The following is a 22,604-nucleotide window of genomic DNA, read 5'->3' as shown; positions in this document are numbered from 1 at the left end:
AATTATGACTAACAAAGAATTGCAGAAGATTGCAAACGAAGTCCGTAAGGGCATTGTTACAGCGGTTCACGCAGCAGGTGCCGGTCACCCGGGTGGATCACTGTCAGCAGCAGATATCTTTACATATCTGTATTTTGAGGAGATGAACGTAGATCCTAAGGATCCTAAGAATCCTGATCGTGATCGTTTTGTTCTTTCCAAGGGACATACAGCACCTGGTCTTTACTCAGTAATGGCACAGAAGGGCTACTTCCCTGTTGAGGAGCTTACAACACTTCGTAAGCTTGGTTCAAGACTTCAGGGACATCCTAGTATGCAGTATCTCCCAGGCCTTGACATGAGCAGTGGTTCTCTTGGACAGGGAATCTCAGTTGCTTGTGGTATGGCTCTTTCTGCAAAGCTTAACAATAAAGATTACAGAACATACACACTTCTTGGTGATGGTGAGATTGAGGAAGGACAGGTTTGGGAAGCAGCAATGTTTGCCGGATTCCGCAAGCTTGATAACCTTGTTGTTATCGTTGATAACAACGGTCTTCAGATTGACGGACCTATTGATCAGGTATGTTCACCATATCCTATCGACAAGAAGTTTGAGGCATTTAACTTCCATGTAATCAACGTAGATGCTCATGACTTTGATGCTCTTAGAGCTGCCTTCAAGGAAGCTAGAGAGACCAAGGGCCAGCCAACAGCTATTATCGCACACAGCCTTAAGGGTAAGGGCGTATCCTTCATGGAGGGCCAGGTTTCATGGCATGGCGTAGCACCTAATGATGAAGAGTATGCAAAGGCTATGGACGATCTTAACAAGATCGGCGAAGCCCTGGAAGCTTGAGGAGGTTAAGATGAGCGAAGTTAAGAAGATTGCTACCAGAGATAGTTATGGTAAAGAACTTATAGAGCTTGCAAAGGTTAACGACAAGGTAGTAGTACTTGATGCAGACCTTGCAGCAGCAACAAGAACAGGTTGGTTCAAGAAGGAATTCCCAGATCGTCATATCGACTGTGGTATCGCTGAGTGTAACATGATGGGCATTGCAGCCGGTCTTGCTACAACAGGTATGATTCCTTTCGTAAGCACATTTGCTATGTTCGCTACAGGACGTGCATTTGAGCAGGTTCGTAACTCAATCGGTTACCCACACCTCAACGTTAAGATCGGTGGAACACATGCCGGTATCACTGTAGGTGAGGACGGAGCCAGCCATCAGTGTAACGAAGATCTTGCACTTATGCGTACAATCCCTGGAATGGTTGTTATGTGTCCTGCAGATGATATCGAGGCTAGAGCTTGCGTTAGAGCAGCAGCTGAGCACGAAGGCCCTGTATACATCCGTTTCGGACGTGCAGCTTGCCCTGTAGTTAACGACAGACCTGATTACAAGTTCGAACTTGGAAAAGGTACTGTACTTAGAGAGGGTACTGATGTTAGTATTATAGCAACTGGTATCGGAGTTGGTGCTGCACTTGAGGCAGCTGAGAAGCTTGCAGCTGACGGTATCAGCGCAGAAGTTGTTAATATCTGCACAATCAAGCCTATCGACAGAGAGCTCGTAGTAGCAACAGCCAAGAAGACCGGTAAGGTTGTTACAGTTGAAGAGCATTCAGTAATCGGCGGTCTTGGAAGCGCTGTATGTGACGTTCTTTCAGAGGAATGTCCTACAGTTGTTAAGAAGATCGGTATGCAGGACAGATTCGGTGAGTCAGGATCGGCAGCTGCTCTGGTTAAGAAGTATGGCCTTGATGGTGACGGAGTTTATGCATCAGTAAAGGAATTTTTGAAATAATGAAGAATATCTTGAGTCCCTCAATATTGTCTGCAGATTTTAATATTCTTGGTCAGCAGATAAGAGAAGTAGATGAAGCAGGAGCTGAGTATATTCATATTGATGTAATGGATGGCATTTTTGTGCCATCCATTTCCTATGGTATGCCAGTTATCAAGAGCATCAGGAAGACAACGCAGAAAGTCTTTGATGTTCATATCATGATCACTGATCCAATCAGATACATAGAAGATTTTGTAGCTGTTGGAGCAGATATCATAACCTTCCATTTGGAAGCAGCTGAGGATCCCCAGGCAGTTATCGACAAGATTCATACCTGTGGTATCAAGGCAGGTATCTCCATAAAGCCTGGTACTGCTGTTGAGGAGCTTGTTCCATACCTTGATAAGGTAGACATGATTCTTGTGATGACAGTAGAGCCTGGATTTGGCGGCCAGTCCTTTATTCCTGAGAGTATAGACAGGGTAAAGAGCGTGAGGAAGATGCTTGACGATAGAGGCCTATCTACAGATATAGAAGTAGACGGCGGTATCTATGCAGAGAATGTTGAAAATGTCTTAAATGCTGGCGCAAACGTTATTGTATCTGGCTCAGGTGTCTTTAATGGTGATGCTTCAGCAAACGTTAAAAAGTTTATAAACATATTGCAGAATCGTTGAATTTCTTTTTCTGTTATCTTATACTTGTTTCAAAGAGATTGGGGAGCTCATGTGGATACACATGAGCTCTTAATAGTTATAGGGTGGAACGAGAATGAGAAGACATGGAATTGGAAGAATTGGAATAAGTATAATAATTTGTATTTCCATAGCGATCCTGGCCATCGGATGTGGAAAGAAAACAACGGAAATAACGGTGGATAATGGCCCGGAGGAACTGATTCAGAAGACGCCTCAGGAAAACGCCATAGAAGAAACGCAGATTGGACCTTCTGAACCAACTGCAATCAGTAAGCTTACTGTAGGGTTTGTTCCTTCCCAGGAGCCGGAAGAAATAGTTAAATCCACAGAACCTCTAAAAGACTTGCTTATAGAGGAACTTGCCGGTTTTGGCTACGATGTTAAAGAGGTTGAAATCGTGGTTGGAACCTCCTATGAGTCAGTTGGAGAGGGCTTATCCGCGGGAACTATTGATGTTGGATTTTTACCTGCCGGAACCTACGTGCTATTTGATGATGGCTGCGATGTCATTCTCACAGCAACAAGAGATGGACTTTCCATAGATAGCGACGATCCGAAGGTTTGGAATGAACAAAAGCCAACAAAGAGAACCACTGATCCAGCGACTTATTATAGAGCCCTGATTATAGCAGGCCCTTCTGATGCCGGAAGAGCCATAGCTGAGAAAGTAAATGCCGGTGAAGAAATTACCTTTGAAGAATTGGATGCTCTCAAATGGAGCATCATGGACTCTTCTTCTCCTGCCGGATTTGTATATCCTTCACTGTGGTTTCAGTCCACTTATGGTAAACACATTACAGATCTTATCAATGCTGAGGTTTCCGATAACTATGGAACAGCTTTTTCCAAACTTGCAGAGGGCAAGATTGACGTTCTTGTTACCTATGCTGACGCAAGGCTTGATCAGGAAGAAAAATGGAATTCTTCGTATGGAAGGACTGCAAGCATTTGGGATGAAACTGATGTAATCGGAGTTACCGATGGCATCTACAATGACACGGTTTGTACAAGTAAGTATTCACCTATAATGACAAAAGAACTAAAGGAAGCAATAAAACTTTCCTTTATCAATATAGGAAATACAGACGCCGGAAAAGAGGCAGTTGCAATCTACAATCATAAGGGCTACGTAGAATCCACCAGTGATGATTATGATTCCGAAAGAGAAGCCCAGAAGTTGATGATGAAACTTGACTAAGTACTTTATAATATATTAGGGGGAAGATATCAGAGGTATCTTCCCTTTTTTAGCTAGTAAGATAAGGAGATTTATTAATGCGTATCATTTTTACATCAGATACCCACGGACATTTGTTCCCGGTTAATTATGCCAAAAACAAACCAGAGAATTCCGGGCTTTTTCTTTTGGCGTCACAGATAAAAAAGGATGAGAATACCCTTGTAATCGATGGTGGAGATTCACTTCAGGGAACTCCGCTTTTGTCATATTATCTGGAGCATAAGGATGAGTATGATTTCAATCCTATGGCAGAGGGCTTTAACGTCATGGGGCTTGATTACTATACACTTGGAAACCATGACTTTAACTTTGGCTACGATGCAATTGCCGACTATACAAGCGCTATGAAGGCAACACTTATTTCTGCCAATGTTGAGGACCTTGGTGGAAAACTTGGGATCGTCAAAAACGTGATCCACACTATGCCTGATGGCACAAAGGTGGGAATTACTGCTGCAGTTACAGGCTATGTTAACGTATGGGAGCAGCCGGAGCACCTTGAACTTCTGAAGGTTACTGATCCTGTTAAGGCTCTTTCTGAGCAGTATGAGGAGTTAAAAGATAAGTGTGATCTCACAGTTGCCATTTATCACGGCGGCTTTGAGGAGGATCTTAAGACAGGAGCTCTTTTGTCCCAGACCGCAGAAAATCAGGCTTGTAAAATCGCAAGAGAGCTTGGATACGACATTCTTTTGACCGGACATCAGCATATTGCTGTGGCTTCAGTTGAAATCGAGGGTACACATGGAGTGCAGCCTCCGTCAAATGCCATGAAGTACTGTCTTCTTAATGTGGAGAAAGACGGCAGCTCTTTTAACGTTGAATCAGAACTTGTAACGCCAACAGAACCTGACGAAAAGTGTCAGAAGATAATAGATGATCACAGCTTTATGAATGAGCTTACAGGCAAGATTCAGGTATGGCTTGATGAGCCCATCGGATGCCTGGAAAAAGAGATCGAGCCTGAACAGAAATTGGATGCAGCCCTTCATGGAAGCAAGGTGGCTGCAATCTTTAACCAGGTTCAGCTTGATTACACCGGAGCGGATTTCTCCTGCACCAGCCTTGCAAACGATCCTCTGGGGCTTAAAAAGGAAATCACAGTAAGGGATGTCCTTGGCATTTACCAGTTTGCCAATACAGTTGAGGTAAAAGAGGTTACAAAGGCGGTTCTTAAACAGGCCCTTGAAAGAAGCGCAGAATATTTTGACTATAACAAGGAGACCGGAGAGGTTAGCGTTTCCAAGGTATTTCTTCAGCCCAAGATAGAGCACTACAACTATGATTATTACGCAGGCCTGGACTACGAGTTTGATCTTACAAGACCTGTCGGTGACAGAGTTGTTAAGCTAAGAAAACTTGATGGAACAGAGCTTTCCGACAATGAGAAATATTCTCTCGTAACAAGTAATTATAGAGCTACCGGAACTGGCGGATACCAGTGCATTGGTGATTGCAAGGCCATCGGAAGCTACTCTGACGAGATGCCGGATCTTCTCATGAACTTCATTCGTAAGAATTCTCCGGTACCGGAAATTAAAAACGCAGCATTCAAGTGTAAATATTGATAATGCAAATAAACAAACAGACCAATAAGAGTATATATGCGAATATGGTCGTCCGATTACGTTGACATTTACAAACGCAGAAGGCATACTAATATAGAGTATTTATCGATAAAAGAAGGATTGAAATGTATAAAAGATTAGAAAGAAACGACCAGTGTTGGTGTGGAAGCGGTAAAAAGTACAAAAGTTGCCATGCAGCCTTTGATGATAAGCTCATTCATTTCGAACATGAAGGCTTTATCATTCCTGACAGAAGTCTTTTTAAGACTGAGAAGGATATCGAAGGTATTAAGAAGAGTGCGGTTATTAACATGGCTGTACTTGACGAGGTTGGCGACAAGATCCGCGCAGGCATGTCAACACAGGAAATAGACGACATCGTAAACGATGTTACCAAGAAGATGGGAGGAATCCCAGCGGACTTAGGTTATGAAGGATTCCCAAAGAGTGTCTGCACTTCAATCAATGAGCAGGTATGTCACGGAATTCCTTCCAAGGATGTAATTTTAAAAGATGGTGACATCATAAATGTAGATTGTTCTACTATTCTTAATGGATATTTCTCTGATTCATCACGAATGTTTATGATAGGAGATGTTTCCCCTGAGAAAAAGAGACTTGTCCAGGTTACAAAAGAGTGTATGGAAGCCGGAATAAAGGCAGTTATCCCCTGGACACCTATCGGAGATATGGGACATGCGGTTCATCAGCATGCTCTTGATAATGGATATACAGTAGTAAAAGAGATTGGTGGACACGGATGTGGTAACGCATTCCATGAGGAGCCTTATGTAAGCCATGTTAGTAGGCCCGGTACAGGAATGCTCATGGTTCCCGGTATGGTATTTACCATTGAACCTATGGTAAACATGGGTAAGGACGAGATCTTTATCGACGATGAGAATGATTGGACAGTTTACACAGCAGATATGAAGCCTTCAGCCCAGTGGGAAGTTGAACTTGTTGTAACAGAAACCGGGTGCGAGCTTTTGTGCTGGTAATTGATTTAGATACTAAGATGTTTGAAAGGATATATAGAAATGCAGAATAAGGGTAAATATTACATTACAACTGCGATTGCCTATACATCAGGTAAGCCACATATTGGTAACAGCTATGAGATCGTGCTTGCAGATGCAATCGCAAGATATAAGAGAAGAGACGGATTTGACGTACATTTTCAGACAGGCTCAGATGAGCATGGTCAGAAGATCGAGACAAGAGCTATTGAGGCCGGATGTGCATCTCCTAAGGAGTTTGTAGATCAGGTTTCAGATACTATCAAGGGTCTTTGGAACCTTATGGATACATCCTATGACAGATTCATCCGTACAACAGACGATGACCATGTTAAGCAGGTTCAGAAGATTTTCAAAAAGTTCTATGATCAGGGTGATATCTACAAGGGATCATATAAGGGAATGTACTGTACAGAGTGTGAGGCATTCTATACAGAGTCTCAGCTCAAGGACGGCAAGTGTCCTGAGTGCGGTGGCCCGGTTCATCCTGCTGAGGAAGAAGCATATTTCTTCAAGATGAGCAAGTATGCTGACAGACTTATCGAGCACATCAACACACATCCTGAGTTTATTCAGCCTGTTTCCAGAAAGAATGAGATGATGAACAACTTCCTTCTTCCGGGACTTCAGGATTTGTGCGTTTCAAGAACCTCTTTTAAGTGGGGAATTCCTGTAGACTTTGATGACAAGCACGTTGTATACGTATGGCTTGATGCTCTTACAAACTATATTACAGGTATTGGTTATGATGCAGACGGCAACAGCACTGATGAGTACAAGAAGTACTGGCCTGCAGACCTTCATCTTATCGGTAAGGATATCATCAGATTCCATACTATTTACTGGCCAATCTTCCTGATGGCACTTGGAGAGCCACTTCCTAAGCAGATCTTTGGACATCCATGGCTCCTTCAGGGCGGCGAGAAGATGAGTAAGTCAAAGGGCAACGTTATCTATGCGGATGACCTTGTAAGTCTCTTTGGCGTTGATCCTGTTAGATATTTCGTTCTTCATGAGATGCCATTTGAAAACGATGGTGTTATTACATGGGAGCTTCTGGTTGAGCGTTATAACTCAGACCTTGCAAACACACTTGGTAACCTTGTAAACAGAACAATCGCTATGAGCAACAAGTATCTTGGCGGTGTTGTAGCTGATAAGGGCGTAACAGAGGATGTTGATGCTGACCTTAAGGCTGTAGTTACAGGCTGCTATGACAAGGTAGAGAAAAAGATGGATGAGCTCAGAGTAGCTGATGCTCTTACAGAAATCTTCACTCTCTTTAAGAGATGTAACAAATATATCGATGAGACTGAGCCATGGGTACTTGGCAAGGATGAGAGCAAGAAGGACAGACTTTCTACAGTTCTTTATAACCTTGTAGAGTCTATCTCAATTGGAGCAGCACTTCTTGATCCATTTATGCCTGAGACAGCTCAGAAGATCAGAGAGCAGCTTCACTCTCCAGAAAGAGAGTTTGATTCTCTCGGACAGTTCGGTGTTCTTGCAAATGACACTAAGGTAGTAGAGACACCTGAGATGCTCTTTGCACGTAAGGATCTTAAGGATGTTCTTGAGAAGGCAGCTGAGATCACCAAGAAGCAGAAGGCTGAGTTCGAAGAGTCTCAGAGAAAGGCTGCTGAGAACCTTGCAAAGGCAGGACTTGCACCTGCACCAGCTCCTAAGGCTGAGACCAAGGAGTCAGAGCAGGCTCCTATCGATATTCCTGCCAAGGAAGAGATCGAGTATGACCAGTTCGGAGCAATGCAGTTCCAGGTTGGTGAGATCATAGCTTGTGAAGCAGTTGAGAAGTCTAAAAAGCTTCTTTGCTCTCAGGTTAAGATTGGTAGCCAGGTTAAACAGATCGTATCTGGAATCAGAAAGTACTACACACCTGAAGAGATGGTTGGTAAGAAGGTAATGGTTCTTGTTAACCTTAAGCCTGCTAAGCTTGCAGGAGTTCTTTCCGAGGGAATGCTTCTGTGTGCTGAAGATGCAGAGGGCAACCTTGCACTTATGACTCCTGAGAAGCCAATGCCTAGCGGAGCGGAGATTTGTTGATAATAAATGGATCAAAGTCCAAGAATCTCATGATTGCATGAGAGATTCTTGGACCTTGAGACATAAACACACATGAGGAAGTAGCACGATAGTGCGGATTCCGAATGTGTGTATGGATTTCGAAAGCGTAGCGGAGAAATCCATGTTATTATATATATAACGAAAAACAATTTTATATGGGGAGGAACTCCAAAATGGTGCGCAAAGAGGAATTGACTTACAAATCAAGAGACAGACAATCCACAATTCATGCGATTAAGTGGATTCCTGAGGGACAGCCTGTAGCTATTTTGCAGATTATCCATGGAATGCAGGAGTTTATTGATCGTTATGATGAGTTTGCTCGTTTTCTGGCTGAAAAGGGCATTCTTGTAATGGGTAATGATCATCTTGGACATGGAGGCTCTGTTGCAGAGGGCGGTACTTACGGCTTTTTCTGCAAGGAAGATCCTGCTACTGTACTTGTTCGTGATGCCCACAGGCTCAAGAAGATGGTACAGGAGGAATATCCGGGTGTTCCCGTATTTATTTTAGGACATAGCTTTGGATCATTTGTTGCCAGAGAATATATTACTCGTTATGGTACAGGTATTCAGGGTGCTATTATTCAGGGAACCGGCTTTGTTCCAACAGGAACAGTTAATTCAATGTCCTCATTTGTTAACTTTTTGCAGGTTATCATGGGAACCAAGTATCGTTCAACCATGATCAATAATATGGCATTCAAGGGATATCTCAAGAAGATCCCTAACCCAAGAACCAAGTTTGACTGGCTCTCACATAATGAGGAGAGCATAGACAAATACATTGCAAATCCTGCTGATAATTTTGTGTTTACACTTAATGGATTTGCTACAATGGCTGAGCTTCTCAGAAGAGTTCAGAATGTGGACAAGATGGATGATATCCCCAAGAATCTCCCTATCCTTATTACTGCAGGTAAAGAGGATCCGGTGGGCGATTACGGAGAAGCTCCTCAGAAGTTATACAGTATTTATACAAACCAGCTTAAGATCAACAATGTTGAGCTCAAACTCTATGATGGAATGAGACATGAGCTTCAGCAGGAGATTGGAAGAGAGCAGGTATTTGAAGATCAGTATCAGTGGATCAAGAAAGTGTTAGACAGTGTCAATAAAGGTTGATACTTCAAAAATAATGGTAAGGAGTGCTTACCATTCTGATTGGGACGGGGCAATGAAACTTGCATGGGAAACCTTTACGAGGTTCGATGCCCCGGATTACTCCCAGGAAGGGATAGTAAATTTCCACAAGTTCGTCAATGACGATATGCTCAGGAAGATGTTTGTGGCAGGGCATTATCAGCTGTTTGTTGCTAAGGACGGGGATAGGTGTGTTGGCATGATTTCTCTTCGAGAGAAAAGCCATATTTCCCTGTTGTTTGTCGATTCTGATTATCATGGCAACGGAGTTGGCAGTGCCTTAATTAAGTATGTTTCCAGATATGTAAAAGATGAAGAGGGGATGGAGCGGCTTACGGTTAATTCTTCACCTTATGCTGTAGGCTTTTATCATAAACGGGGATTTAAAGATTTGGGACCGGAGACTGTGGCGGATGGAATAAGATTCACGCCGATGGAGCTTTGGTTACGCTAGAAGGAACGGGTTTTGTTTTATGGGAAAGATTTTTGACATTGATAGTCCACTTATGCATGCGCTTTCAAAGCTTGCAGACGTGATGTGGCTGAACATTTTGACACTGCTCTTTGCAACACCTCTTATTATTGAGCAGGCTGTCACAATCGGAGGTTATCTGGTTCAGATTGCTGCCGGAGAAATAACCAATCTGGATGGAATTGTTTTTTATGTAGTTGTTGCGTGGCTCGGAGGAATTGTATGCTCTATCCCACTTGGACCTGCACTTACAGCTATGCATTATGTGCTCCTTAAGATCGTAAGAGATGAAGACAGCTATGTAACTAAGTCATTCTTCAAATCTTTTAAGGAAAACTTCAAGCAGGGAGCTATTTTGCAGGTTATCCAGTTCGCTGCAGGCGGAATCCTTCTTTTGGATTTCCTTATCATGAAAGATAATACAGGAATTTACAGATACATTGTTATAGCTATTGCGTTGATCCTGTATATGGTTTCGCTTTATATTTTCCCTCTTTTGTCTAAGTTCGTTAACACAGTACTTGGCACTTTGAGGAATGCAGCACTTATGTCAATCATGGCACTTCCCAAGACTGTGCTTATGGTGCTTGTAAGCGCTGTACCTGTTGTAATTTTCTATTTCTTTTATGTAAAAGCACTTCCTGTTCTTATTCTTCTTGGAATTTCCGGACCGGGATTTGTGCATGCTCTTTTGTATAACGGAACCTTTAAGCGTTTCGAGCCTAAGGTAGAAGAGATGTCAGAGGAAGAAGAAATGGAGGCAGCCATCAGAAAGATTGACGATGGCGAAGTTGAGAATAAGGAAGAACAGGGCCAGTAACAGTAATTAGTAGGAATTGTTTCTCGCTATTTCGAGAGGTATCCCCATGAAAAAGGCGTATCTTAGGTGGTTTGTTCCGATTATTGCATTGTACCTTGTGGTAGGTATTACCTGCCTTTTTTTCCGTGGCAGTATTCAAAGAGAAGTTTCTCAGAACGAAGTTCATAATATTTCACATATTGCAGAGGAGAGCTTGCGCTCTGTGGATATGATTATTAAAACAGTCGTAGATTACAATGATTCTACGGCTGTTTCTTTTGCTAATATGGACTTTTATAAGGACAGAACAAAGATTGTAAATGTCCTTAAAGCTCTTTCGCAAAATGAATCCGTATACGGTAGCGTGGTGTGTACTTTAGATGGACAGGGCTATAACGAAAAAGGTGTCAACATTGATCTTAAGGACGAAAGATTTTTTGAGGAGATTTCAAGGGACTATAAAAGCGGAGGCAGAGGAATGGTCTTCGTTCCTACAGACGGTTGCTTTGAGGCCGGTAGTGTAGTTGTAGTTAATTACCTGAATTTCAATGGTACAACCAAGGGATATCTAATTACTGATTCTAAAGTCGCAGATTTAAACAGCAGGATTTTCTCAAAGCTTCCGAATTTGGATACTGCTGTATTGGTGGAGCTTGGTGGCCGGGTTTACGCGGGAAATTTCGATGGAGATAATTTCTGGGATAATAATATAAAGCAGATGCCACTTGATACCATTAAACTTAATATTTCGCAAAAGAAATACTATGAGTCAAGAGTCGAAGACTATGGGAATTTGGTTGTTATTCCGTCTGAACTGACATCGGGAGGAATAGTCCTTCTGATAAGTGATGAAACAATGAAACAGCTTATCAGCGGCAGGATGAAAGCTTATAAATATCTTGTTTGTACGCTTTTTATAATCCTTACAATATATATCCTTGCAAATTTGGGTATATTCCTTTTGGGAAGATTTATAAGAAGAATGAGAGCAACCAAAGAGAGCGAGAAGATAAAGACAGATCTCATAACGGGACTATACAATGAAGTGGGCTTTAATGGAGAGTTAAACGGATATGCCAGATATGCCGGTGACAGAAATGGAATGCTTTTTGCGGTTACTGTAGACTGTGATAATTCATCGGAGCGTGCGGAAATAGCCAAAAATGTAGCTGATGAACTGCAGCAGACCTACAGGCTTTCAGATATTCTCGGAAGGACAGAAGCCGGCGAGTTTCTTATCTTTTTGAAGGGCGTAGCAGAGGAAAAAGACATAAGAAAGCAGACAGATGAGCTGCAATTGTTTTTGTATGATCTGAAATCGGAACTTCATGAACAGGGGAAAGATGTGAGTATAGCTGCCGGACGTGCTATATATCCGAAAGATGGGGCATCTTCTGAAGAAATACTGAGCGCAGCAAGGGGAGCACTTGAAAAATCTAAAGCTGAAGGAAGGGGAAGTATTTCTTTTTGTGAATAATTGCAATGGACAAATTGCACAGTGAATTTTTTGATTCTTCGTCAACATTTTTGAATTGTGGAAAACTGATTAGTATCTTAGTCACATTAGCTAATGAATACTAAAATATTTGTGAAATTAGTGAATAGATAATAAAATTTCTAAAAGTTATACTCATTTATAGCATAAACGTATTTGCAAATTAGGAGGAAAAATAAGGTATGGCAAGTTTATCACTTCAGCATGTTACTAAGGTTTATCCTAATGGTTTCGAGGCTGTTAAAGATTTCAACCTTGATATCGAGGATAAGGAATTTATCATTTTCGTAGGCCCATCAGGATGTGGTAAGTCTACAACACTTCGTATGATCGCAGGTCTTGAGGATATTTCTTCAGGAACACTTAAGATTGGTGACAGAGTAGTTAACGACGTAGAGCCTAAGGATAGAGATATCGCGATGGTATTCCAGAACTACGCTCTGTATCCTCATATGACCGTATATGATAACATGGCTTTCGGACTTAAGCTTAGAAAGGTTCCAAAGCAGGAAATCGACAAGATGGTTAGAGAAGCAGCTAAGATCCTTGATCTTGAGAAGCTCCTTGATCGTAAGCCTAAGGCTCTTTCAGGTGGACAGAGACAGCGTGTTGCTATGGGACGTGCTATCGTTCGTAACCCTAAGGTATTCCTTATGGACGAGCCTCTTTCAAACCTTGATGCTAAGCTCCGTGTTCAGATGAGAACAGAGATCGCTAAGCTTCACCAGAGACTTGGTACAACAATCATCTACGTTACACATGACCAGACAGAGGCTATGACTCTTGGTACAAGAATCGTAGTTATGAAGGACGGTGTTGTTCAGCAGGTTGACACACCTCAGAACCTCTATGACAAGCCAGGCAACCTCTTCGTTGCTGGATTCATGGGATCACCTCAGATGAACTTCCTTGACGCTGACGTTGAGGTTAATGGCGACAAGGCTTGCCTCAAGATCGCTGGACAGTCAATCGAGCTTCCACCTGCAAAGGCTAAGAAGGTTATCGAGGGTGGCTACGCTGGTAAGAAGGTTACATTCGGTATCAGACCTGAGGATGTTGACGATTCAGAGATGGTTGTTAGCACATCTAAGGCTGTATTCGAGTCAACAATCAACGTATACGAGCTTCTTGGTGCAGAAGTTTATCTGTACTTTGATCTTGCTGAGTTCCCTATCACAGCTAGAGTTGATTCTCGTACAACAGCTAGACCTGGCGATAAGGTTAAGTTTGCATTCGACGTTGAGAAGATCCACATCTTCGACAAAGAGACAGAGAAGACAATCACAAACTAATATGAATTATTTAAGGCCACGCTCTATAGCGTGGCCTTTTTCATATTTCAATATTTTTTTAATTAAGATATAATAATTTATAGTAAATATGCGTATTTTTCATATGCGAAAGGTGAAACAAATGATATCTGCACAGACTATTAGAACAAGTATCGAGGAATTAGGGGCTATAACTAAGGTTGAGCTATGCGTTATGGATTTAAGCGGCGAGGTTGTTGCATCCACGAGCGAGAGAGATTTTTTGGATGTATCAATTGTTATAAACTTTGCTAATTCACCTGTTGATTCTCAGGTTATTGGGGATGTGCACCTTTTCAAGATATTGGACGAGGGAGATCCTGCATATGTGCTTCTTGCCAAGGGCGACAGTGAGCATGCATATATGGTTGGTAAGATTGGTGTTAGTCAGTTGCAGAATCTTGTAGTTGCTTACAAAGAGAGATTTGATAGAAACAATTTCTTCCAGAATCTGCTTCTTGATAACATGCTTTTAATAGATGTGTATAACAGAGCACGAAAACTCAAGATAGAGGTAAGTGTTCCAAGAGTAATCATTCTTGTTGAAACCAAGAATTCCCTTGATAACACTGCTCAGGAACTGCTTAGCAGCATGTATGGTCAGCACTCCGGTGACTATGTGACAGCGGTTGATGAGAACAGCGTAATCCTTATCAAGAATCTGAGCAGAGGCCAGACCTACGAGGATGTACAGAAGATCGCTACTACTATAGTAGATATGATGAATACCGAGGCCATGCTCAATGTTCGCGTTTCTTACGGAACAATCGTAGATGAGATCAAGGATCTTAGTAAGTCCTTTAAGGAAGCAAAGATGGCACTTGAGGTTGGAAGAATATTCTACGCCGAAAAGAGAGTAAATGCCTACAACACACTAGGCATCGGCAGGCTTATTTATCAGCTTCCCGAGAGCCTTTGCAAGATATTTATTGATGAGATCTTTGGCGGAAAAGAAGTACCGGATGATCTTGATGAAGAGACTCTTAATACAATAAGTAAGTTCTTCGAGAATAACCTTAATGTATCTGAGACATCAAGACAGCTCTTTGTACACAGAAATACTTTGGTATATAGAATAGAGAAGCTGGAAAAGAGTTCAGGACTTGATGTTAGAAATTTTGATGATGCACTTACCTTCAAGATTGCACTGATGGTAATCAACTATATGAAGTATCTGGAGAATCGTTAAAAGGAAACTTCTGCTGCACTAGATTCGAAAGAACCTCATCAAGTGCACAGAAGTGGTTCGCACTAAGCTTGGAAGGACCTCGCTAAGTGCTCTACACAAACGGCCCTGTAAAGGATGCATGCACGTCCTTCCGGTAGAAACAGGCAACCTTACAACACATGGAAGGTTCCACTTAGTGCTGCTTCGTTCCCGACCTGACACGGTTCGCAGATTTCCATTGCATAAGACCCGAGTCCACACAAAAGAACTGCTACATACACCCTTTACAGAGCCGCTCTATAAATATACTTGGTTTTGATAATTATTGCAAGTAATTCCGACTATTATTTTTGCGATGGCTTAGACATGACAAGTTGATCAAGAGTATAGCTGTCGATGTACTTATTAACCACATCATCAAGGCCTTTCCAAAAGTTAAGGCTGGCGCAGGTATCGGAGAGTGGGCATTCTTCCATTCCCTCTGCAGAGCATTCTACAGGCGAGAAATTGCCTTCCATGACACGAAGAATATCCCCGACAACATATTCAGAAGGATCCTTTGCAAGACGGTGTCCGCCGTTGGTGCCACGCATACTCTCGAGATATCCGGCTTTATTAAGTGCTGTAACAATCTGCTCAAGATATTTTACGGTAATATCAAGTCTTATAGCGATATCCTTGAGAGCTATATATTCACCATTATAATGGACTGCTAAATCAGTCATGACTCTGAGGCCATATCTGCCTTTGGTTGAAATCCTCATAATTGTCCTTTCGATAATATCCAAATATGACTATAATAATGATATATAATAGCAAAAAATCAATTTAATTACTACCAAAATGGTATGAATTCAAGAATATAAAGATATGCAGATGAAACCTAAATCACTGGGCAGGATCAGTACAAAAGGCCTGAGCCCGGAGGAAATACAAGATATTAAATATATGAAGGCGGCTATTGCCCAGGCAAGAAAAGCTTATGTTTTGGGCGAGGTCCCAATTGGATGTGTAATTGTCTACAATGACAAGATTATTGGAAGAGGCTACAACAGACGAAACACGGATAAAACCCCACTTGCCCATGCTGAAATTACGGCTATAAAAAGAGCCGGTAAGGTCATTGGGGACTGGAGACTTGAGGACTGTAAGCTATATGTTACATTAGAGCCTTGCCAGATGTGCGCGGGAGCAATAGTACAGGCCAGAATACCTCAGGTAATCATGGCAGCCGAGAATCCCAAGGCCGGATGTGCCGGTTCTGTAATGGATATATTAAATAACCCGGATTTTAATCACCAGGTTGATGTTAAAAAGGGCGTTCTTAAGGATGAATGCTCAAGGATGTTAAAGGATTTTTTTGTGGAACTGAGAGCTAGGAATAGGGCTGAGAAGGAGCAGAAAGGAAACCTTTAATGAAAAAAAGGGTAATATCCAGCTTACTTATAGTAGTTATGGTACTTACAATGGTTGCCTGTGAAATCAGGCCGGGGAAAGGCCCATCCATTACTGAAGAAAATGCATACAAAGAATGGGACATTGACTTCAGCGAAGAGCCTACAACCATCACTTACCTGACTATAGGAGATAAGCCAACCAATGGCATGACTGAATATGCGGTTGAAGAGATCAATAAGATTCTGCTCAAAAAAGTAAATGCCAAATTGGATATCTGTTATGTAAGTTGGGATGATTATCTAAGCAAATACAATTCTATTCTTTCTTTGGAGAATTCTGATATTGACCTTGTGGGCACCAGCACTGACTGGCTTGATGCATGGGCAAATGCTCAAAAGGGCAATTTTCTTCCTATGTCAAAAGAAATGATCCAGGCTTTTTGTCCGATGACCTATATGAACGTTACGGATGAAGAGTGGAGAAAGTGCTCCTATGACGGAGATGTCTATTTTATCCCGGAAAATGAATACACACAGTGGACTAATCATGGTTTTATTTATAGGTCAGATCTGGCCAAAGAAGCAGGACTAGAACAGATTACCAGCTGGAAAGACCTCACTAAGTATCTTAAGTATATTGCAAATCACAGGGTGGAAATGATACCTTGGGATGCTGATGGAACCAATACAATTATAGCCCTTGGTTATATTATGTCTGCCGGCAAGTATAACCCTATTTACGAAATCAGTACTTATGGAATATGGGGCGCATATTCAGACGGAAATGGTAAGATAGTTTCTCCTTATTATGAAGGAGATGATTTCCTTGAATTTGCCAAGCTTATGAAGGAGTGGAAACGTATAGGCGTTTGGCGGGGAGATCTGTCAAGCGCAGGCGATAATACCGAAGAGTTTATTCAGGGGTATTCTGCTCTTGTCCAGCATCATACACAAAACTACTACACTTCTATAAAACCTGAAATGGATGCCAGAAATCCAAGTGCCGAGACAGGATTTTTCTGGTTTGGACAGGAAAGTTCAAATCTCATGAAAACCAGCATTCTCCATGGAGCCATGGCTGTTTCTTCCCAAAGTAAGAATCCGGAAAAAGCACTTATGGTTTATGACGTTCTTAGAAACGATCGAGACTGTTACTGCCTTCTCAGATACGGAAGAGAGGGATATCAGTATATATATAACAAAGAGAGGATGATAGAGAAACCCAGCGGATATAATGCAGACATAAATAGTATAGTTACAAATTTCTGGTGGGGAAGAAGAGATGATTATGAGCTCCTTGATGCAGATGTTTCCTGGGATGAGTACTATGATCTTTTAAATACTTATGAGCATGTGTCTATAGATTACCCGTGGGATGGATATGATTTTTCTTATGGCGTAAATGAAATAAAGCTGAGGGCAGTTATATCTGTCTTTGACAAATATATGCCGGAAATCTGCTATGGCAGCTACGATATCACGCCTGAAGCTGAAGTGAATCAGTTCAGGGGAGAACTTAAGGAAGCAGGCATAGAGGATATAACCAGACAATTACAAAAAATGAAGGATTCATATTAAAATTGTCACTACAAAATAGTACGGAATTATGGTATGATAGCGACATTATAATTGTATACATGTATAAGACGGGATTAATTGGTAGGAGGAATCAGAATGGTAACAACGCTTGATAAGGGATGTTTTCTTTTAAACGGCACAACTATTATTCCGGATGACGGCGAAGCTTCTGCAGCGCTTTCCAGTCAGGGAGTTACAACTTCCAAGGAAGAAGCCAGACAGAATACTATTGCTTATGGAATTCTTAAGGCCCACAACACTTCCGGAAATATGGATAAGCTGTGTGTTAAGTTTGATAAACTTACTTCCCATGACATTACTTATGTAGGAATTATTCAGACAGCAAGAGCTTCAGGTCTGGAGAAGTTTCCTATTCCTTATGTTCTTACAAACTGTCACAATTCACTTTGCGCAGTTGGCGGAACAATCAATGAAGATGACCACATGTTTGGACTTACTGCTGCTCAGAAATACGGCGGAGTATATGTTCCACCTCATCAGGCAGTTATCCATCAGTTCGCAAGAGAAATGCTGGCTACTTCCGGCGGCATGATCCTTGGTTCCGATTCTCATACCAGATATGGAGCTCTCGGTACAATGGCAGTAGGAGAGGGTGGCCCTGAGCTTGTTAAGCAGCTCCTTGGACAGACCTACGATGTTGATATGCCGGGCGTTGTGGCTATTTACCTTGAGGGTACTCCCAAGAAGGGCGTAGGACCTCAGGACGTTGCTCTTGCAATTATCGGTAAGGTATTTGGTGATGGCTATGTCAAGAATAAGGTAATGGAGTTTGTAGGCCCAGGTGTCAAGAATCTCAGTGCTGATTTCAGAATCGGTGTTGATGTAATGACAACAGAGACAACATGTCTTTCATCTATCTGGCAGACCGATGACGAGATCAAGCAGTTCTACGATATTCACGGCAGAAGTGGTGACTATAAAGAGCTTAAGCCCGGAGCAGTAGCATACTATGATGGACTTGTTAAGGTTGATCTCGATAGCCTCAATCCTATGATAGCTATGCCATTCCACCCAAGTAATGTTTACGAGATTGCCGAGGTAAACAGAAACGCAGCAGATATTCTTGCTGATGTAGAAAAGCGTGCAAAGGTAAGCTTTGGAGATAAGGTTGAGTTCTCTCTTCAGAATAAGCTCAAAGACGGAAAGCTTTACGTTGATCAGGGAATTATAGCAGGCTGCGCAGGCGGCGGATTTGAGAATATCTGCGCCGCAGCAGATATCCTTAAGGGCCACTTTATCGGTAATGACAGATTTACACTTAGTGTATATCCTGCTTCCACTCCTATCTTTATGGAAGTTGTTAAGAATGGCACAGCTGCTACAATCCTTGAGTCCGGTGCAATACTTAAGACTGCATTCTGCGGACCTTGCTTTGGTGCCGGTGATACTCCTGCCAACAACGCATTCAGTATCAGACACTCCACAAGAAACTTCCCTAACCGTGAAGGTTCTAAAGTTCAGAGCGGACAGGTTGCCTCAGTTGCACTTATGGATGCAAGATCAATTGCAGCAACAGCTGCCAATAAGGGAATACTTACACCTGCAACAGAGTTTGACGGTGATTTTGGTAAGTATAAATATCATTTCGATAGCAAGATTTATGAGAATCGTGTATTTGATTCCCATGGTAAGGCAGATCCATCTGTAGAGCTTCAGCTTGGACCAAACATCAAGGACTGGCCTAAGATGGTGGCACTTACTGACAATCTTCTTCTCAAGGTTGTTTCAGAGATTCATGATCCTGTTACAACAACAGATGAGCTTATCCCTTCAGGTGAGACTTCATCTTACAGATCAAATCCTTTGGGCCTTGCTGAGTTTACTCTTTCCAGAAAGGATCCTGCATATGTAGGACTTGCCAAGGAAGTATATGCGCAGGAGCTCAAGAGACGTGAGAATGCTCCTATCGATGAGATGAGTGAAGAAACTGCAGCAGCAATTAAGACTGTACTGACTCAGTTTACTGATGTAAGCAATGCTAATACAGGAATCGGTTCAACTATATTTGCTGTTAAGCCCGGTGATGGTTCAGCAAGAGAACAGGCTGCTTCCTGCCAGAAGGTTCTTGGCGGATGGGCTAATATCGCCAACGAGTATGCTACAAAGAGATATCGTTCAAATCTTATAAACTGGGGAATGCTGCCATTCATCATTGATGGCGAGGATCTTCCGTTCAAGAATAAGGACTATATCTTTATTCCGGATATCAGAAAAGCAGTAAAAGAAAAGGCTGAGAACATCAAGGCATTTGCCGTAGCCGATGGAAAGCTATCTGAGTTTAACTTAAAGCTTGGAAGCCTCACAGATGATGAGAGACAAATAATCCTTGATGGTTGTCTAATTAACTTTAACCGCGTAAAATAATTTTAGAAACGCAAAAAAGTGAAATGGATAACGCCATGTTTTCTTATAAGAGAGGGAATAAGAGAATAATAGCAGCACTAATGGTGCTGATGATGGGAAGCGTCGCAGGTTGCGGCGCTTCTTCTGCTGAAAGTAGTGAGGAGATTGTTGAAGAAATAGCAGTATCGGAGGTCTCTTACACAGCAGAAAGTGTAGAAGTTCCTGAGCAGATACCAAACATCATGGTAGATCAGTCCGGATTTAATATAGATTCTGAAAAGGTGGTCATCTTCAGAGGAAGGCAGCTTCCGGAGTCTTTTCAGATCATAGACCTTGAATCCGGGGAAGTGGTCTATACAGGGGAAGTAGTAAAAGCCAACAGGGACGAAGAAACCGAAAAGTACTACGGTATAGGCAGATTTAATGATTTCAGAGAGCCCGGAAACTACTATATTTCAGCAGATTATATTGGTGAGTCCTATGCATTTACTATCGGAGAGGATGTTTACAGAGATGTCTTTGACGAGGCATGCCGTAAGTATTATTCCAATAGATGCGGAATAGCCATATCCCAGGTAGATAATGGAGATAACGGACATAGTGCCTGTCACACCACAGAGGCCAGATTTCAGGAGAACTCAGACCAGACTATTGATGTAACCGGTGGCTGGCATATGGATGAGAACGCTGACAGAGACGTGCTCATTGGCTGCAGGATTTTGGAAAATCTCCTTCTTTCTTTTGAGATGAATCCAAATGCATTTACGGATGAAACAGGAATTCCGGAAAGCGGCAATGGGATTCCGGATATAATTGACGAGATCAAATATGAGGCGGACTGGCTCCTTAAGATGCAGGATTCCAAGACCGGTGGCGTCTATGGCGCAGCTATCACAGGTGGTGGCGGGTCAGATATTTTTTCTGCTCCTGTGGAAGTAACCCCGGTGTCAATGGAGGCAACAATAAGCTTTGCAGCGGCTATGGCAAGGCTTAGCTTCATTTATCAGCAGTACGATCAGGACTATGCAACAGCGGCACTTCGTGCGGCGGACAGAGCCTGGGAGAGCTTTTCCATAAACCAGAGTGTTTATGACAGCACACAGGCATTTAAAGCGGCAGCAGAGCTTTACAGAGCAACGGGAAGCGACAAATATCATCATGTTCTGGACAGTTTTTTTGTAAGGGATGATCTGGTGCAGCTCTTTAATGATGACGAGAATATCTTTATCGGGGCTGTGACATATCTTTCAACCAATCAGAATGTGGACAAGGAGCAGTGCGAGAAGCTTATCAAGGCACTTATGAAAAAATCCGAGGCCATTGCCCAAAGAGCTACAGAGAGCAGGTACCTTGTGGCAAATGCCGCAGAAGGAGAGGATTTTTCTACTCTTCTTGATGAGGCAAGATGCCTTACTATTACAAATCACATTATTTATAATCATGAGTACACCACAATTATTGAGAACCATGCCCACTACATGATGGGAATGAATCCGTCCTGCCTTAATTTTGTCACTTCAAGTACCGAGAGGGATTACAAGGATACTGAAGGCTACAGCGGAGTTATGAATGATCCGCAGAAGGATGCACTTTTGATTTTTATGCTAAGTGTACTGGAGAACTAACAGCATTTTTTCCAAAATCTTAGTCATAATATGGAATTTGCAAGTAACTTTAGCTGGTGTTAATATGGATGGGTCATGAACACAAATATTAATGGACTAAATATAAATTACATAGATGAAGGCAGCGGACCACTTCTTGTGATGCTTCACGGATGGGGCTCCAACATCGATCTTTTTGCAGGAGTTATTTCTTTTGCCAAGACCAAATACCATGTGGTGGCTATGGATATGCCGGGCTTTGGTAAGAGTGACGAGCCTCTTGAGCCAATGAATGTAGATGCCTACGTGGACTTTGTACTGGCATTTATTAGGCAGCTTTATCCTCAGGAAAAAGAGATCATATTCCTCGGACATTCCATGGGCGGCAGAATTATTATCAAGCTTGCCGCAGGAATCCATGATGGAAGGATAAGTACAGACTTTACTATTCCCAAGATAATCCTGACTGATTCCGCAGGAATAATTCCGGTAAGGACCGGGGCTCAGAACAGCCGCACCAAGAGATACAAGTTTTACAAGAATCTTTTGACCAAGACCGGGATAATAAAGCTTTTTCCACAGACTCTTGATATGTTGCAAAAGAAATTCGGAAGCGCGGACTATGCTGCGGCTTCACCGATCATGCGTAAGTCTCTGGTAATGAATGTCAATGAGGACTGCGAGCCATATATGCCTTCGGTTACTCAGCCGACACTTCTTATCTGGGGAGATCAGGACACGGCTACACCTCTGTCAGACGGACAGAAGATGGAGAAGCTTATGCCTGAGGCGGGACTTGCCGTTATTCAGGGAGCGGGACATTATACTTTCCTTGATAATCCTTATTTGTACAATAAGATTCTTGGTAGCTTTCTTGGAATTTAAATTGGAGATTT

19 protein-coding genes and 1 other RNA gene are annotated in these 22,604 nt (G+C 42.3%); 18 read left to right on the top strand and 2 right to left on the bottom strand.

Annotation, left to right across the window (positions count from 1 at the left end; genetic code table 11):
- Positions 1-4: 4 nt before the first annotated feature.
- The 13 genes from G613_RS0103115 to G613_RS0103055 all read left to right on the top strand — a co-directional run bounded on the left by G613_RS0103115 (position 5) and on the right by G613_RS0103055 (position 14,786).
- Positions 5-838, top strand: coding sequence for a transketolase (locus G613_RS0103115; RefSeq protein WP_029231267.1), 834 nt, complete (start codon positions 5-7; stop codon positions 836-838).
- Between the two features lie 10 nt (positions 839-848).
- Complete coding sequence (locus G613_RS0103110; protein WP_029231266.1) at positions 849-1,790, top strand: transketolase family protein; 942 nt, start codon at positions 849-851, stop codon at positions 1,788-1,790.
- Positions 1,790-2,449 carry a ribulose-phosphate 3-epimerase gene (gene rpe / locus G613_RS0103105; protein ID WP_029231265.1) on the top strand — a complete coding sequence of 220 codons (660 nt, stop codon included), beginning with the start codon at positions 1,790-1,792 and terminating at the stop codon, positions 2,447-2,449. The genes G613_RS0103110 and rpe overlap by 1 nt, the downstream gene beginning before the upstream one ends.
- 94 nt (positions 2,450-2,543) lie before the next feature.
- Positions 2,544-3,668 (top strand): phosphate/phosphite/phosphonate ABC transporter substrate-binding protein, encoded by a 1,125-nt coding sequence (locus G613_RS0103100; protein WP_081647754.1) that lies wholly within the window; start codon positions 2,544-2,546, stop codon positions 3,666-3,668.
- A 77-nt stretch (positions 3,669-3,745) separates the two neighbouring features.
- Complete coding sequence (locus G613_RS0103095; protein ID WP_029231263.1) at positions 3,746-5,278, top strand: bifunctional metallophosphatase/5'-nucleotidase; 1,533 nt, start codon at positions 3,746-3,748, stop codon at positions 5,276-5,278.
- A gap of 125 nt (positions 5,279-5,403) precedes the next feature.
- The gene (locus G613_RS0103090; protein WP_029231262.1) at positions 5,404-6,279 is read left to right on the top strand and encodes a methionyl aminopeptidase; all 876 of its coding nucleotides are present in this window, start codon (positions 5,404-5,406) and stop codon (positions 6,277-6,279) included.
- 39 nt (positions 6,280-6,318) lie between these two features.
- The gene (metG, locus tag G613_RS0103085; protein ID WP_029231261.1) at positions 6,319-8,358 is read left to right on the top strand and encodes a methionine--tRNA ligase; all 2,040 of its coding nucleotides are present in this window, start codon (positions 6,319-6,321) and stop codon (positions 8,356-8,358) included.
- Positions 8,359-8,552: 194 nt separating this feature from the next.
- Positions 8,553-9,503, top strand: coding sequence for an alpha/beta fold hydrolase (locus G613_RS0103080; protein ID WP_029674467.1), 951 nt, complete (start codon positions 8,553-8,555; stop codon positions 9,501-9,503).
- Positions 9,487-9,975, top strand: a complete 489-nt coding sequence (locus tag G613_RS0103075) for a GNAT family N-acetyltransferase (RefSeq protein WP_029231259.1) — start codon at positions 9,487-9,489, stop codon at positions 9,973-9,975. Before G613_RS0103080 ends, G613_RS0103075 begins: the two co-directional genes overlap by 17 nt.
- A gap of 19 nt (positions 9,976-9,994) precedes the next feature.
- The gene (locus G613_RS0103070; RefSeq protein ID WP_029231258.1) at positions 9,995-10,813 is read left to right on the top strand and encodes a YesL family protein; all 819 of its coding nucleotides are present in this window, start codon (positions 9,995-9,997) and stop codon (positions 10,811-10,813) included.
- A 46-nt stretch (positions 10,814-10,859) separates the two neighbouring features.
- A complete protein-coding gene (locus tag G613_RS0103065) occupies positions 10,860-12,269 on the top strand; it encodes a GGDEF domain-containing protein (RefSeq protein ID WP_029231257.1) in 1,410 nt (469 codons plus the stop codon).
- 200 nt (positions 12,270-12,469) lie between these two features.
- On the top strand, positions 12,470-13,579 hold the full coding sequence (locus G613_RS0103060) for an ABC transporter ATP-binding protein (RefSeq protein ID WP_029231256.1): 1,110 nt from the start codon (positions 12,470-12,472) through the stop codon (positions 13,577-13,579).
- A gap of 121 nt (positions 13,580-13,700) precedes the next feature.
- Complete coding sequence (locus tag G613_RS0103055; RefSeq protein ID WP_029231255.1) at positions 13,701-14,786, top strand: PucR family transcriptional regulator; 1,086 nt, start codon at positions 13,701-13,703, stop codon at positions 14,784-14,786.
- A 134-nt stretch (positions 14,787-14,920) separates the two neighbouring features.
- On the opposite strand, the gene ffs is transcribed toward G613_RS0103055, so the two are convergent.
- Both ffs and G613_RS0103050 read right to left on the bottom strand, forming a co-directional pair.
- An RNA gene (ffs, locus tag G613_RS20185) (signal recognition particle sRNA small type) lies at positions 14,921-15,020 on the bottom strand.
- Positions 15,021-15,109: 89 nt separating this feature from the next.
- Entirely contained in the window at positions 15,110-15,529 is a 420-nt protein-coding gene (locus G613_RS0103050) for an RrF2 family transcriptional regulator (RefSeq protein WP_029231254.1), read from the bottom strand.
- A gap of 112 nt (positions 15,530-15,641) precedes the next feature.
- On the opposite strand from G613_RS0103050, the gene tadA reads away from it, so the two are divergent.
- The 5 genes from tadA (at position 15,642) to G613_RS0103025 (ending at position 22,593) form a co-directional block, all read left to right on the top strand.
- Positions 15,642-16,181, top strand: coding sequence for a tRNA adenosine(34) deaminase TadA (gene tadA / locus G613_RS0103045; RefSeq protein WP_051151028.1), 540 nt, complete (start codon positions 15,642-15,644; stop codon positions 16,179-16,181).
- On the top strand, positions 16,181-17,740 hold the full coding sequence (locus tag G613_RS0103040; RefSeq protein WP_029231252.1) for an extracellular solute-binding protein: 1,560 nt from the start codon (positions 16,181-16,183) through the stop codon (positions 17,738-17,740). Before tadA ends, G613_RS0103040 begins: the two co-directional genes overlap by 1 nt.
- A 96-nt stretch (positions 17,741-17,836) precedes the next feature.
- Entirely contained in the window at positions 17,837-20,125 is a 2,289-nt protein-coding gene (locus G613_RS0103035) for a hydratase (protein ID WP_029231251.1), read from the top strand.
- Between the two features lie 35 nt (positions 20,126-20,160).
- Complete coding sequence (locus tag G613_RS0103030; RefSeq protein WP_029231250.1) at positions 20,161-21,729, top strand: glycoside hydrolase family 9 protein; 1,569 nt, start codon at positions 20,161-20,163, stop codon at positions 21,727-21,729.
- Positions 21,730-21,804: 75 nt separating this feature from the next.
- Complete coding sequence (locus G613_RS0103025; RefSeq protein WP_029231249.1) at positions 21,805-22,593, top strand: alpha/beta fold hydrolase; 789 nt, start codon at positions 21,805-21,807, stop codon at positions 22,591-22,593.
- Positions 22,594-22,604 lie beyond the last annotated feature (11 nt).

Source organism: Butyrivibrio sp. VCB2006, assembly GCF_000420945.1.
Taxonomy (GTDB): Bacteria; Bacillota; Clostridia; order Lachnospirales; family Lachnospiraceae; genus Butyrivibrio.
Note: the sequence above shows the minus strand (reverse complement) of the source record. Positions and strands in the feature narration are given on the sequence as shown.

Excerpts from the sequence above, each read along its gene's own strand:
- G613_RS0103030 (WP_029231250.1), top strand. The coding sequence starts at position 20,161 with ATGTTTTCTTATAAGAGAGGGAATAAGAGAATAATAGCAGCACTAATG.
- tadA (WP_051151028.1), top strand. The coding sequence starts at position 15,642 with ATGAAACCTAAATCACTGGGCAGGATCAGTACAAAAGGCCTGAGCCCG.
- G613_RS0103055 (WP_029231255.1), top strand. The coding sequence starts at position 13,701 with ATGATATCTGCACAGACTATTAGAACAAGTATCGAGGAATTAGGGGCT.
- G613_RS0103095 (WP_029231263.1), top strand. The coding sequence starts at position 3,746 with ATGCGTATCATTTTTACATCAGATACCCACGGACATTTGTTCCCGGTT.
- G613_RS0103090 (WP_029231262.1), top strand. The coding sequence starts at position 5,404 with ATGTATAAAAGATTAGAAAGAAACGACCAGTGTTGGTGTGGAAGCGGT.
- metG (WP_029231261.1), top strand. The coding sequence starts at position 6,319 with ATGCAGAATAAGGGTAAATATTACATTACAACTGCGATTGCCTATACA.
- rpe (WP_029231265.1), top strand. The coding sequence starts at position 1,790 with ATGAAGAATATCTTGAGTCCCTCAATATTGTCTGCAGATTTTAATATT.
- G613_RS0103040 (WP_029231252.1), top strand. The coding sequence starts at position 16,181 with ATGAAAAAAAGGGTAATATCCAGCTTACTTATAGTAGTTATGGTACTT.
- G613_RS0103065 (WP_029231257.1), top strand. The coding sequence starts at position 10,860 with ATGAAAAAGGCGTATCTTAGGTGGTTTGTTCCGATTATTGCATTGTAC.
- G613_RS0103115 (WP_029231267.1), top strand. The coding sequence starts at position 5 with ATGACTAACAAAGAATTGCAGAAGATTGCAAACGAAGTCCGTAAGGGC.
- G613_RS0103025 (WP_029231249.1), top strand. The coding sequence starts at position 21,805 with ATGAACACAAATATTAATGGACTAAATATAAATTACATAGATGAAGGC.
- G613_RS0103110 (WP_029231266.1), top strand. The coding sequence starts at position 849 with ATGAGCGAAGTTAAGAAGATTGCTACCAGAGATAGTTATGGTAAAGAA.
- G613_RS0103100 (WP_081647754.1), top strand. The coding sequence starts at position 2,544 with ATGAGAAGACATGGAATTGGAAGAATTGGAATAAGTATAATAATTTGT.
- G613_RS0103070 (WP_029231258.1), top strand. The coding sequence starts at position 9,995 with ATGGGAAAGATTTTTGACATTGATAGTCCACTTATGCATGCGCTTTCA.
- G613_RS0103080 (WP_029674467.1), top strand. The coding sequence starts at position 8,553 with ATGGTGCGCAAAGAGGAATTGACTTACAAATCAAGAGACAGACAATCC.
- G613_RS0103050 (WP_029231254.1), bottom strand. The coding sequence starts at position 15,529 with ATGAGGATTTCAACCAAAGGCAGATATGGCCTCAGAGTCATGACTGAT.
- G613_RS0103060 (WP_029231256.1), top strand. The coding sequence starts at position 12,470 with ATGGCAAGTTTATCACTTCAGCATGTTACTAAGGTTTATCCTAATGGT.
- G613_RS0103035 (WP_029231251.1), top strand. The coding sequence starts at position 17,837 with ATGGTAACAACGCTTGATAAGGGATGTTTTCTTTTAAACGGCACAACT.